The organism is Halorubrum sp. SD683 (assembly GCF_002135045.1).
GTDB lineage: Archaea > Halobacteriota > Halobacteria > Halobacteriales > Haloferacaceae > Halorubrum > Halorubrum ezzemoulense.
Genome location: NZ_NEWJ01000079.1, coordinates 1 through 12,144 on the forward strand (window position 1 = coordinate 1; position 12,144 = coordinate 12,144).

At 75.6% G+C, this 12,144-nt stretch carries 12 protein-coding genes and 1 pseudogene; 2 read left to right on the forward strand and 11 right to left on the reverse strand.

Annotated elements, in window-relative coordinates; translation table 11 throughout:
- A pseudogene (locus B9G49_RS14065) lies at window positions 1-229 on the reverse strand (hypothetical protein); the annotation flags it as partial.
- Window positions 230-416: 187 nt separating this feature from the next.
- Here B9G49_RS14065 and B9G49_RS14070 point away from each other — a divergent pair.
- The gene (locus B9G49_RS14070) at window positions 417-1,112 is read left to right on the forward strand and encodes a helix-turn-helix domain-containing protein (RefSeq protein ID WP_086216790.1); all 696 of its coding nucleotides are present in this window, start codon (window positions 417-419) and stop codon (window positions 1,110-1,112) included.
- A gap of 21 nt (window positions 1,113-1,133) precedes the next feature.
- Here the strand turns inward: B9G49_RS14070 and trxA are convergent, their stop codons facing one another.
- From trxA to B9G49_RS14120, 10 genes are read right to left on the reverse strand one after another with little or no spacing between them, the layout of a single operon-like run.
- Window positions 1,134-1,619 carry a thioredoxin gene (gene trxA, locus B9G49_RS14075; RefSeq protein ID WP_086216791.1) on the reverse strand — a complete coding sequence of 162 codons (486 nt, stop codon included), beginning with the start codon at window positions 1,617-1,619 and terminating at the stop codon, window positions 1,134-1,136.
- Window positions 1,620-1,676: 57 nt separating this feature from the next.
- Window positions 1,677-3,302, reverse strand: coding sequence for a cobyric acid synthase (locus tag B9G49_RS14080; RefSeq protein ID WP_086216792.1), 1,626 nt, complete (start codon window positions 3,300-3,302; stop codon window positions 1,677-1,679).
- Between the two features lie 19 nt (window positions 3,303-3,321).
- On the reverse strand, window positions 3,322-4,074 hold the full coding sequence (locus tag B9G49_RS14085; protein WP_086216793.1) for a cob(I)yrinic acid a,c-diamide adenosyltransferase: 753 nt from the start codon (window positions 4,072-4,074) through the stop codon (window positions 3,322-3,324).
- Complete coding sequence (locus tag B9G49_RS14090) at window positions 4,071-4,835, reverse strand: adenosylcobinamide amidohydrolase (RefSeq protein ID WP_086216799.1); 765 nt, start codon at window positions 4,833-4,835, stop codon at window positions 4,071-4,073. The genes B9G49_RS14085 and B9G49_RS14090 overlap by 4 nt, the downstream gene beginning before the upstream one ends.
- Window positions 4,828-5,907, reverse strand: a complete 1,080-nt coding sequence (locus tag B9G49_RS14095) for an aminotransferase class I/II-fold pyridoxal phosphate-dependent enzyme (RefSeq protein ID WP_086216794.1) — start codon at window positions 5,905-5,907, stop codon at window positions 4,828-4,830. The genes B9G49_RS14090 and B9G49_RS14095 overlap by 8 nt, the downstream gene beginning before the upstream one ends.
- Window positions 5,904-6,653, reverse strand: a complete 750-nt coding sequence (locus B9G49_RS14100; protein ID WP_086216800.1) for an NTP transferase domain-containing protein — start codon at window positions 6,651-6,653, stop codon at window positions 5,904-5,906. Before B9G49_RS14100 ends, B9G49_RS14095 begins: the two co-directional genes overlap by 4 nt.
- Window positions 6,653-7,456, reverse strand: coding sequence for an adenosylcobinamide-GDP ribazoletransferase (gene cobS / locus B9G49_RS14105; RefSeq protein ID WP_086216795.1), 804 nt, complete (start codon window positions 7,454-7,456; stop codon window positions 6,653-6,655). Before cobS ends, B9G49_RS14100 begins: the two co-directional genes overlap by 1 nt.
- Entirely contained in the window at window positions 7,447-8,568 is a 1,122-nt protein-coding gene (locus B9G49_RS14110) for a CobD/CbiB family cobalamin biosynthesis protein (RefSeq protein ID WP_086216796.1), read from the reverse strand. The genes cobS and B9G49_RS14110 overlap by 10 nt, the downstream gene beginning before the upstream one ends.
- Entirely contained in the window at window positions 8,565-9,908 is a 1,344-nt protein-coding gene (locus B9G49_RS14115; RefSeq protein ID WP_086216797.1) for a cobyrinic acid a,c-diamide synthase, read from the reverse strand. The genes B9G49_RS14110 and B9G49_RS14115 overlap by 4 nt, the downstream gene beginning before the upstream one ends.
- Window positions 9,905-11,011 (reverse strand): nicotinate-nucleotide--dimethylbenzimidazole phosphoribosyltransferase, encoded by a 1,107-nt coding sequence (locus tag B9G49_RS14120; protein WP_086216798.1) that lies wholly within the window; start codon window positions 11,009-11,011, stop codon window positions 9,905-9,907. The genes B9G49_RS14115 and B9G49_RS14120 overlap by 4 nt, the downstream gene beginning before the upstream one ends.
- Window positions 11,012-11,396: 385 nt before the next feature.
- Here B9G49_RS14120 and B9G49_RS14125 point away from each other — a divergent pair, with 385 nt between their 5' ends.
- Window positions 11,397-11,987 carry a 50S ribosomal protein L15e gene (locus tag B9G49_RS14125; protein ID WP_049931415.1) on the forward strand — a complete coding sequence of 197 codons (591 nt, stop codon included), beginning with the start codon at window positions 11,397-11,399 and terminating at the stop codon, window positions 11,985-11,987.
- Window positions 11,988-12,144: the final 157 nt, after the last annotated feature.

The following is a 12,144-nucleotide window of genomic DNA, read 5'->3' on the forward strand; positions in this document are numbered from 1 at the left end:
CCCGCACGGAGAGGGCGTACGTGACCGGCGCCGCGGCGGCGACGGCGGTCGCGTTGCCGAGGTCGGTCCGCGTGACGCCGAAGCCGTCCGTCCGCAGCGCGTCCCGGGTCTCCCTCGCGACGGTGGCGCCGAGGCTCACCGCGCCGACCGCGAGGACGACCGCGCCGGCCAGCAGGTTCGGTCCGCCTCCGGCGCCGCCGGCCAACCCCGCGGCCGCCGCGACGCTCATTCCGCCCCCGGCGCCGGCCAGGGCGATCGCTCCGAGTGCGTGGATCGCTCGTGTCACGGCTGCGACTCCGGGGCGCGGACCGATACCGACCGGCCCTCAGTATTGCGGGTGTTCTCTGCGAGACCCGGTCACGGGACCGGTGTATCGTGGATCAGGCATTTGTACCCGTCGTGCTAACCCTGATCTGATGGGAACCGGAGGGAAGCCGGCGGACGACGGTGTCGCGGCCGCGCACGGGGGCGTTCGCGCCGGCGTCGCGATCCACGGGACCGAGGGGTGTCCGGTCGTCGCCGCGTCGACCGTCCACGACGGACCGATAACCGGCGTCAACTGGACGCACGTGGGTGACACGCACACCGAGGAGTTCCGCGCCCGCGACCCGGACGCGGTCGACCGCGCGGAGGGGGTCCCGACGCCCACCTCGGTCGTCGACCTCGGCGACGAGCGGGTGTACCGGTACGACCGCCCGCGCGACGGGGCGTGCGCCTGCCGGATAATCGAGGAGCTCGACTGCCCGATCGCGGACGCCCGCGCCGAGGACGGCGTCCTCCTCCTGACGCTTCACCTCCCCGACCTCGAACGCCTGCGCGACATCGTCTCGGCGCTCGACGGGACGGCGGAGCGCGTCGAGGTCCGCTACCTCGTCGAGGGGTCGGCGCGCGGCGACGAGGTGTCGGACCGGACCCTCGTCGACCGCGGCCGCCTCACCGATCGCCAGTGCGAGGTGTTGCGGACCGCCTACCGCATGGGCTACTTCGAACGCCCCCGCGACGCCAACGCGAGCGCGGTCGCCGACGCGCTCGACATCTCTCCCTCGACGTTCGCCGAGCACCTCGCGACCGCACAGCGGAAGCTCTTGGAGGAGACGCTCGCGGAGAACTGACGGCTCTGCTCTCCCGCCGCGTCAGGCGGCGTGTTCGTTGATCGCGGATTCGAGCGTCGCCCGGTCCTGCGCGCCGACGAACCGGTCGACCGCCTCGCCGCCGGCAAACAGGACGAGCGTCGGGATGCTGCGCGCGCCCAGCTGCTGGGCGACCGCCTGGTTCGCGTCGACGTCGACCTTGGCGATCGCGGCGTCGCTTTCGGCCGCGAGCGCCTCGATCGTGGGCTCCATCATCTGACAGGGGCCACACCAGTCGGCATAACAGTCCACGAGGACGACGTCGTGCTCGTCGACCGTGCGCTGGAGTTCGTCCGGTCCGTTCACGTGGATCGGCTCGTCCGGGGTCGCCGCCCCGCCGTCGCCCGTCTCGGTTCCGGCGCCCTCGTTGAGCGCGTCGCCGTCGCCGAGGCGCGCTTCCAGCTCTCGGCGCTTCTGCTCGCGAATCCGCTCGCGCTCGGTCTTCGCGTCGTCTCCCGTCGATTCGTTCGCTTCGGCTGCGTCGCTCATGCGCCAGTATTGGGTGTTTAGGACAATATACTTTCCGCCTTCGGATCCCCCGTCGCCTCACTCCGCGGACCCGAGGAGCTCGTCGAGCCCGGCGGCGGCCAGGTCCACGTGGTCCGCGACGAGGTCGGCCGCGCGCTCGTACGGCGACCGGTCGGCGGTCGTCGCGTCCGGGCGCGTCCGGCCCGCGCTCGCGAAGACCGTCTCGACGAAGGCGTCGCGCACGGCCGGCGTCTCGAAGAGTCCGTGGAGGTACGTCCCGAGGACGCGGTCGGTGGCGACGCCCTCGGCACCGAGCGGCTCGGTCGCGAGCAGCGTCGGCGCGGCCTCCCGCTCCCCGTCGTCGAGGACCCGCGTCCGCCCGGCGCGGATCTCGTAGCCCGTCGCGCGCCCCTCGGCGCCGGCGATCGGGCCGACGCCGTCGACCGCCCGGGTGACGCGCTCGACGCGCTTCTCCGTCGAGAACCGCGTCTCGACTGGCAGGAGGCCGACCCCCGGAACCGCTTCGCGGTCGCCGACGCCCTCGACGGCCGCGTCGAGGAGCCGTTCGCCGAGCAGCTGGTACCCGCCGCAGACGCCGACCACGGGGGCGTCGAACGCGCGCAGCGCGCCGTCGAAGCCGGCCTCGCGGAGTGCGAGCAGGTCGTCGACGGTGTTCTTCGACCCCGGGAGGACCACCGCGCCGACTCCGTCGAGCGCGGCGTCGAGCGGGAGGTAGGCGACGCGGACTCCCGGCTCGCGCGCGAGCGGCTCCAGGTCGGTGAAGTTCGAGATGCGCGGCAGCCGCGGGACCCCGACCCGGACGGCCTCGTCGTCCGGAACGCCGTCGTCGGTGCCGAGGACGCCGCCGCTACCGGTCCCGCCGCCACCGCTTCCGTCCTCGGCGGTCGCCGCGTCGGGCAGCGAGAGGCTGTCCTCCGCCGGGAGCCCCGGGTCGTCGTGCGGGACGACGCCGACGACGGGCACGCCGGTTCGGGCCTCGATCTCGTCGATCCCGGGTTCGAGGAGGGCCGGGTCGCCACGGAACTTCGTGATCACGGCGCCGCACACGCGTTCGCGGAGGTCGTCGGGGAGCAGTTCGAGGGTCCCGTAGAGGCTCGCGAACGCGCCGCCGCGCTCGATGTCGACCGCGATCAGGATCGCCGCGTCCGCGAACCGCGCGCACTCGACGTTCGCGAGGTCGCGGTCGTGGAGGTTGATCTCGGCGATGCTCCCCGCGCCTTCGGCGACGATCACGTCGTGGTCGGCCGCGAGGCGCTCGTGGGCGGCGACCGCGGCGTCGCGGGCGGTCGCCCAGTGGTCGTCGTAGTACGCCGACGCCGGAGCGTTCGCGACCGCCTCGCCGTCGACGATCACCTGGCTCTCGCCGCCGCCGCGCGGCTTGAGCAGGACGGGGTTCACGTCGGTCGTCGGCACGGTCTCGGCCGCCCGGGCCTGGACGTGTTGGGAGACGCCGACCTCGCCCCACTCGCCGTCCGGGGCGAGCGCGACCCGCGCGTTGTTGCTCATGTTCTGGGCCTTGTACGGTGCGACCGAGACGCCGCGCCGCGCGAGCAGTCGGCAGAGCCCGGCCGCCAGCGTGCTCTTGCCGACGTGGCTCGCGGTACCCGCGATCAGCACCGTGTCGGCGTCACTCTCCGGGTCCGCCTCGGCCCCGCCGCCCTCGTCCGCGCCGGCGTCGGTCACGGTCGCGCGGCCCTCATCGTCAGTACTCCGTCCCCCTGCGCGCCCGCTGACCGTCGTCGAACGGGTGGGCGACCTTGCGGACGTTCGAGATCAGATCGGCGACGCCGTCAAGATAGTCCGGTTCGGCGTGGCTTCCGGTGAGGACGAGTTCGAGGTCCTCGGGCTTCGACTCGGCGAGGCGGACGACCTCGTCGGGGGCGACGAGCCCGCGGTCGGCCGCGTACAGCAGCTCGTCGAGTATCAGCAGGTGGACGCCCGCCTCGGGCGCCCCGTCGAGTGCGAGCGGCTCGGTCAGGTCTGCCTCCGCAGCGCCCATGACGAGCGCCTCCGCGCGGTCGAAGGCGGCCGCCGCCTTCGCCTCGTGCTCGTCGTCGGCCGACCCGTCGAGCAGGCCGTGCCAGCCGTAGTGACCGGCGTTCTCGTAGGTGAAGCCCGGAACGGCCGCGATCGCGTTGTATTCGCCCCTGACGCCCTCGACGCTGTCCGCGCCGCCCTTCATGAACTGGAGCATGTGGACGCGGTAGCCGTGGCCCGCGGCCCGGAAGCCCATCCCCATCGCCGCGGTGGTCTTCCCCTTGCCGTCGCCCCAGAACGCCTGGACCAGTCCGAACTCCTCGGGGGCGGCCGGCTCGATCGGCTCCGGCTCCGGGGCCGCGCCGCCGCCCGGGGTGCGGGCGCGGTCGCCTGCGGCTCCCTCGCCGGCGTCGGTCGGTGTTTCCTCGTGCGCGTCGATCGGTTCCTCGTCGTCGGTGTCGTCGTGGTTCGTGGTCATGGGTCGAAAACCTCCGCCCGGTCGCCGGTGACGACGCCGTGTTCGGCGTCGGCCGCCGGTCCGGGCACGTCGCCGTCCGGGTACCGCGACCGCAGGCTCGCGCGGACCGCGTCCCGGACGCAGGCGCGGGCCGCCCCGCCGACCGCCGTGGCGCTCCCGGAGAACTCCGCCGGCTCGCCCTCCGGATCGTCGGCGACGACGACGGCGTCGCTCGTCGTCCCCGGAATCCCCGCCCCCGCGAGCAGCGTCGCCGTCTTCGCCTCGGCCGCGACCGCGACGAGGTTCGCCGCGGCCCCGGGGGCGAGCCGCCGCGTCGCGCCGACGATCAGGTTCACCGTTCCGGGGGGGTCGACCGGCGAGCCGGCGGCGTCGGCGCCCGAATCGACCGGCTCGCCCTCGTCCGTCGGCTCCATCGGCAGCATCGCGGGGTTCGAGAGGCCGACCGTCGCGTACGCGACGACCGGCCCGAGCCGCGCGCCGCGGGCGTGCTCCATCGAGACGCCCGTGAACAGCGTCGGCGGCGCGTCGCGGTCGCCGTCGCTCCCCTCGGCGCTCCGCCCGTCCGCTTCGGCGGCGAACCCCGCTCGCGCCAGCCGCTCGTCGCGGTAGGTCCCGAGGTCGGTCCGGGCGAACCCCTTCGGGACGGTGACGTTGTACGCGGTCGCCGCCCGCGACCGCCCGCCGTCCCACCCGGTCGAGAGCCAGCGCGTCCCCGGCCGCCGGAGCCGGAGGACGCCCTCGCTGACGGTCGCCTCAAACATCGGCGTCCCCACCTCCGCCGCCGTCTCCCGTCTCGGCGTCCGCTTCGTCGTCGTCTTCCTCGCCGTCGACGCCGAGCGCCGCGAGGAGTCGGTCGTTCTCCGCCGGGCGGCGGACCGCGACCCTGACGTGCGAGTCGAGGCCCCGGAACGTCCGCGCGTCGCGGACGGCGACGCCCCGCTCCCGGGCGCGCGCGACGACGCGGTCCACGTCGCGGTCGCCGACGTCGACGAGCAGGAACGGGGCCGCGGAGGGCGCCACGTCGTACCGCTCGCCGAGGCCGGTCCGCAGCCGCCCGCGCTCGCGGCGGACGCGGTCGCGGGTCTCGCGGACGAACTCCGTCTGCCGGAGGCAGTACTCCCCGGTCGCGAGCGCCGGGGCGCTCACGTTCCACGCCCGGCGCGCGCCCCGCATCGCCGCGCCGAGGTCGCCCGTCGCGACCGCGAATCCGGCCCGGATCCCGGGGAGCCCGAACAGCTTGGTGAGCGCCCGCGCGACGACGACGCCGTCGGTGCCCGCGAGCGACTCGCGCTCGGTGAACCCGAGGAACGCCTCGTCGACGAGCAGCACGGTGTCGGCCGCGCGGCAACGCTCCGCGAACGCGAGCAGCGCCTCGCGGTCGTAGCCGGCCCCGGTCGGGTTGTTCGGCGTACAGACGACCGCCAGGGCGTGGCCGCGCGGGTCGGCGTCGAGGACGCGCTCGGCGTCGACGAACGAGGGATCGCCGCCCCGAAGTCGGACCTCGCGGGCGTACTCGCCGAAACTCGGCGCGGGGAGCAGGGCCGAGTCGCCCGGGTCGACCGCGAGCGCGATCGCCGTCCGGATCGCGGCCAGCCCGCCGGGCGTCGGGACCACATTTTCGGGCTCGCAGCCGACGTAGTCGGCCGCGGCCGCCCGGAACACTTCCGGGGGCTCCGGCGGGTACGTCCGCGCCGTCTCGAAGGCCGCGCGGTAGACGCGCTCGACGCCTGCCGGGACCGCCGGGTTCGTGTTCGCGCTGAAGTCCAGCAGGTCCGGGTCGTCGGTACTCCCGTGGGGTTCGCGTCCGAGCGCCGCCGCCCGCTCGCGGTTCACGGCCGGTCACCCCCCTCGGCGGGCTCCGGTTTGCCGAGCCAGTCGACTCCGCCGCTCGGGAGGGTAGGGGCATCCCGGTCGCCGGCGAGGATCCGCTTGGCGAGCCGACGGTCTCCGGGGCGGTTGACGTTGAGCGCGAGGCGGGCGTCGCGGGTCGCGCGGACGGCCTCGTCGCCCGCGCCGTCGATCGCTCCGACGACGTTGACGCCGGCCGGGACGCGCTCGTCGGGCGGGTCCACGGCTTCGCCAGCCGCTTCGTCGCCGTCGCCGTCGTCGTACCGGGTCGCGGCGTCGGCGCTCGCGCCCAGCCCGCGCTTGCGTGCGGCGGGGACGCGGATCGACAACGATTCGCCCCCGGCCGCGGCGTGGGCGTTGAGGACGGCGTCGACCGCCGGCCCGTCAAGCAGCGGGAGGTCGACCGCGACCGTGAGGACCGGCGGTTCCGGACCCTCGGCCAGCGCCGCCTGAAGATCCGCGACGTACCCGTCGCCCGGCGTGTCGACGACGGTCACCTCGACCGATCCCGCCCCTCGTTCGGCGCCGTCGGCGACCCGTCTGCCCCCGCTCACCCGCTCGCCCAGTCGCTCGCGGGTCCGCGGCGTGTGTGGCGAGACGGCCGCGTACGCGGTCTCGACCCGGCTCGCGGCGAGGGCGTCGAGCGTCCGGTCGACCATCGACCGCCCGGCCACCGGCGCGAGCGGCTTCTCGCCCTCACGGTCGAGTCGCGTGCCGCGGCCGCCGCACATCACGAGAGCGTCCACGCGATCACCCCCGCGTGTAGCCCGACGACGCGGGCGAGCTCGTTCGTCGCGCCGAGCACGTCGCCGCTGACCCCGCCGAGCCGCGAGCGCGCCCACGCGAACGCGAGCGCGGCGACGACGACCGCGGCGGTGATCGCGGCCGCGACGACGCCGGCGCCCCCGGTGCTGAGGCCCGCCCGCGCGCCCAGCGCCGCGGGCGTCGTCACGAGTGCGACGCCGGCGAGCGCCCGCGGGCCGGAGGCCGCCGTCAGCGCCGACCCGAGCCCTTCGTGCGGGGCGTCGCCGACGCAGACGAGCGCCGCCGTCGCGGCCTTCGCGCCCACCTCCGCGAGGACGACGAGGGCGACCGCGTCGCCGAGCGAGCGGGCCGCGACGCCCGTGACCGCCGCCCCCGCGGCGACGAGCCCGGCGACGACGAGCGCGAGCGCGACCGTCCCGCCCACGCCGAGCGCGGAGTCTTTCAGGACCGCCCGCCGCCGCTCGGCGTCGCCGTGGACGACCGCCGCGTCGCCGAGGTCCGCGACGCCGTCGAGGTGGGTGATCCCGGTGACGAGGGAGAGCCACGCGGCGAACGCGACGCCGACCGTGAGCGGCGGCACCCGAACCGGCACCAGCGCGGCCGCGACGACCGGGAGCGAGACGAGCGCCCCGATCGCGTACCCGACCGCCGGCATCGCCGCTGGCGTCTGCCGGAACGCCCCCCAGTCGCGGTCGGTGCGGCCGACGGGGATCCGGGAGAGGAACCCGAGCGCGCCGCGGAGCGCCGCGACCAGTCTGGTCAGGACCACGCGCCCACCCCCGCGAGCGTGAGGACCCACGCCGCCGCGGCCGCGACGGTGACCCCGCCGGCGACGCCGACGAGCCGCACGGCGTCGCGGGCGGCCGCGGGCGACGGCGCCTCCGGACCGCCGTCGAGGACGTACGCCCCCGGCTTCTCTAGGCGGACGCCGAGCGCGGCGGCGGCCGTCGCCATCGGCCAGCCCGAGTTCGGCGACGCCGGCTCGCGGGCCAGCGACCGGGCGCGCCGCAGGCTCCCGGGCGACCGGGCCGCGACGGCGAGACAGCACGCCGCGACCCGCGCCGGCAGGAACATCGCGGCGTCGTCGAGCCGGGCGCTGGCCCAGCCGACCGGCTTCGACCGGTAGCCGAGCATCGAGTCGAGCGTGTTCACCGCCTTCACCCAGGCCGCGGCCGCGACCCCTGCCGCCAGCGCGCTCTCGACGGTCGCGGCGCTCCCGGCGACCGTGGCCGTCACGCCGGTCGTGCCGGCCCCGGGACTCCCACCGACCGCCGCGACCGCGACGGCGCCGGTCGCGCCGGCGGCGAACCAGACGAGCGGTGCGACGAACCCGTCCGCGAGGTTCTCCGCGGCGCTCTCGACCGCAGCGCTACGGAGCGCGGCCGGAGAGAGGTCGGCCGAGTCGCGCCCGACGAGCGCCCGGACCGACTCCCGGGCGGCGTCGGGATCGGTCTCGGTCTCGGCGACGACCTCGCCGGTCACGTCGAGCAGCATGCGGAGGCTCGCGACCGAGAAGCAGACGCCCGCCGCAGCGGCGACGGCGGCGACCGGGACGCCGCCGGGTCGCGGGCCGTGCGCGGCGGCCAGCCAGACGACCCCGCCGCAGAGTGCGGCCGCGGCGAGAGGGAGGCCGGCCGCGACCGCGACGCCGACGAGCAGAGGGCGGCCCCACTCCCGGTCGAACCGGCCGACGAGGGTCCCGAACAGCGCGACTGGGTGGACGCGGTGCGGCGGCTCCGCGGCCGCGAGATCCAGCGCGAGGGCGAGCGCGACCGGCGCGAGGAGCGTGGCAGCCGGAGCAATCAGCGCGGCGGCGGGTTCAGCGACCTGCGCGGCGACGGCCGGCTCGGTGGCCCCGACGGGCGCGGCGGCTCCCGTCATCCCGTCACCTCGTCGAGGAACGCGTCGAACGCCCCGCTCTCGGGGTGGACGTGACAGTACGTCCCGAGCGTGCGGTGTTCGGTCAGCCCCTCCCGGTCGCCGTCGATGCCGGTCCCGCGCTCCACGTCGAACGCGAACCGGGCGTCGGGGGCGACCTCGGCCGCGGAGTAGTGGAACTCGTGGCCGCGGAGCCGATCCCCGGCGGCCGCCGTGAGCGCGCCGCGGCGGGCGCGGAGTTCGACGTGGTCGAGCGCCTGATACCGCTCCCGGCGCTCGACGCTCGCGGGGAGGACGCCCGCCATCTCGTGGCTGTCGCCGTCGGCCGTCGTCAGCGTCTCCGCGAGGGCCATCAGCCCGCCGCACTCGCCGAGGACGGGCGTCCCCTCGGTCGCGGCGTCCGCGACCGACGCAAGCGCGGGCCCGTCGGCGAGCGCCGCGGCGTGGAGCTCCGGGTAGCCGCCGGGGAGGTAGACGCCGTCGCAGGGCGGGAGGTCGTCGCCGGCCGCGGGCGCGAAGGGGACTACGGTCGCGCGCTCGGCGAGCCGCTCGCGGGTGGCCGGGTAGACAAACCGGAAGGCGGCGTCGTCCGCGACCGCGACCCGCGGGCGGTCGCCGCTGTCTCCGGGGTTCGCTCGGCTGTCGCCGCCCGCCGGTCTCGCCTCCGGGCCGGTCGCGGGGAGCGTCGGTTCGCCCGCGACATCGAGCAGCCGGTCGGTCCGGAGCGTCTCGGCGGCGGCGTCGAGCGCCGCCGAGTCGAGCGGTGCCTCCTCGCCCATCTGTAGTCCGAGGTGGCGGTCGGGGATCTCCAGATCCTCGCGGGGTGGGATCCGGCCGCAGTAGGCGAGCGAGTTTGGGAGCGCCTCGCGGATCCCCGACTCGTGACGGCCGCCGTGCGCGCGCTGTGCGACGACGCCCGCCACGTCAAGGTCGTGGTCGGTCCGGTCGGCGTACGTCGCGAAGCCGAGCGCGGTCGCCGCGACGCTCTCCATCCCGGCGCTCGCGTCGACGACGAGGACGACCGGGAGGTCGAGTGCGGCGGCCACCTCGGCCGTGCTCGCGGCGCTGCCGTCGTACAGCCCCATCATTCCCTCGACGACGCAGACGTCACCGTCGCCGCGGGCGTAGTTCCGTCGGAGGCCGTCGTTCCCCTGAAGCCACGGGTCGAGGGTGCGCGACGGCCGCCCGGCGACCCGGGCGTGGTGGCTCGGGTCGATGAAGTCCGGCCCCGCTTTCGCGGGCCGGACGGTCCGGCCGGCGTTCTCGAACGCGCGGATCGTCGCGAGGGTCGCCACCGTCTTGCCGACGCCCGACGCCGTGCCGGCGAGGACGAGTCCCCTCACCGTCGGTCGCCTCCGTTCGCGGGGGTAGTCCCGTCTCCCCCGTCGGACTCCGTCCGATCCGCGAGCAGGCGGTCGGCCACGGCGGCGACCCGCTCGCGGACGGCGTCGTCGCCGACCCCGGCGCGCTCCGCGAGCGCGAGCGCCCCGCCCATGCCGACGCCCTCCTTCGCCTCGCCGCGGGCGTACGCCGCCACCGCCGGGTGGTCGCTCTCGCCGAACCCGGGATCGGCCGCCGCGAGCGTCAGGTCGAGGTCGCCGGCGAGCGCCGGGAGGTCCGCGGTGGGGTCGTCCGCGACGAGCGACGTGGTCGCCAACGGGCGCGGTCGCTCGACGCCCGCGTGCCGGGCGAGCGCCGCCGCGGCCGCGAGCTGTGTGCCGCCCGCGAGGGTCACGTCGATCCCGGCGTCGGCCGCGCCGACGATCAGCCCCGAAACGCCGGCGAGGACGGGGTCGCCGGCCAGCCGGACCGCCTCGATCGGGTCGTCCGCCGCGCCGCCTGGGTCGAGGCCGCTCGCGTCCAGCCCCTCGGCGACGACGCGCCGCTTGCGCTCGATCGGATTCGCCGGTAGCGACGAGGAGACGGCGGCGCGCTCGCCGAGCGCGGTCAGGACTCCGAGCGCGGTGGTCGTCCCGCCGGGAATCGTCTCGGCGACGAGCAGCTCGGCGGGTCCGTCGCCGTCGCGTTCGGGGGCGGCTCCCTCACCGGACACGGTGAGGTCGGGCGCCAGCGAGCGCGCGCGCTCGAAGACGGTCGCCGCCTCCGGGACCGGCTCGGGGTCGCGGACGTCGCCGCCCGGGGACGCGCCGACCTCGCGGACGCTCGCCGCGGTCGGCGCGCCGAGTCCGGCGTCGACGAACTCGACGGGAAGGGTCTCCGGGCCGAGCAGCTCGCGGACCGCGCGGGTGACGACCGCGGGCGTCGCGCAGCCCGTCGGACTCATCGGCACGGGCGAGTCGGGCGCGGGGCGCCCCGCCTCGACGATTTCGAGGTCGGCGCTCGGCGTGTGAACGCGTAGCTCCGGGTCGGCGCCCGCAGCGCTGATTCCGTCGATGGCGGCGGTCGCGGTCGTTCCCGCGACGACGAGGAGTCTCATACCTCCCACCGGTACCTCCCTCCGTCGCGCCCGCGTGCCGCCGGCGCGGCGTCGATGTGTACCACTAGCGGTTCATCGATACAATTGAACTTTAATCGATCGACGAGCGGCGGCCGGTTCGAGCGTTCCGACCGCGCCCGTCGACTGTGCGTCCCGACCGAATATCTCGCCCGTCAGTTCGGACCGAACGTCTCGCCGAACCCGTGCGACCGCAACCCACGCGACCCGCGGAGCGAAGCGGTTAAGAGTGAACCGCGGATATTTCCGTCAACTCGCTGGTGCGGACACAGCGGGCACTCGCCGCCGGGGCCGCGGTCGGACCGACCGCCGCGCGCCCCGGGACGAGACGACATGTGGCCCCTCGCGGCTGAATCGCAACCGTCCGCGGACAACAATGGCACGAAGCTTCTACTCGCACATCAAGGAGGCGTGGCGGTCCCCCAAGGAGGGGAAACTAGCTGAGCTACAGTGGCAGCGCAAACAGGAGTGGCGCGACCAGGGCGCCATCGAGCGCATCGAGCGCCCCACCCGGCTGGACAAGGCCCGCGAGCTGGGCTACAAGGCCAAGCAGGGCGTCATCGTCGCCCGCGTGAGCGTCCGCAAGGGCGGTTCGCGCAAGCAGCGCTTCAAGGCCGGCCGCCGCTCGAAGCGCCAGGGCGTCAACCGCGTCTCGCGGCGCAAGTCGATCCAGCGCATCGCCGAGGAGCGCGCCTCGCGGAAGTACCGCAACCTCCGCGTGCTCAACTCCTACTGGGTCGGTGAGGACGGCTCGCAGAAGTGGCACGAGGTCATCCTCGTGGACCCCGCCCACCCCGCAATCGAGAACGACGACGACCTGAACTGGATCTGCTCGGACGACCACAAGGGTCGCGCGTACCGCGGGCTCACCTCCGCCGGCACCAAGGGCCGCGGCCAGCGCAAGCGCGGCAAGGGCACCGAGAAGACGCGCCCGAGCGTCACCTCGAACGACCGGCAGGGCAAGTAACGCCGCCGTCGACGTTCGGTTCTCGTTTTTCACCGACCGCGTCGCCGAGCGGACGCGCCGCTCGTCGCCCCCGTCCCCCGACGGGCCCGTCGTCTAACGCCCCCGCCGCCCTCCGCCGTCGCCCCCCGGACGCCGGCCGCGCCAGCGCCAACATACC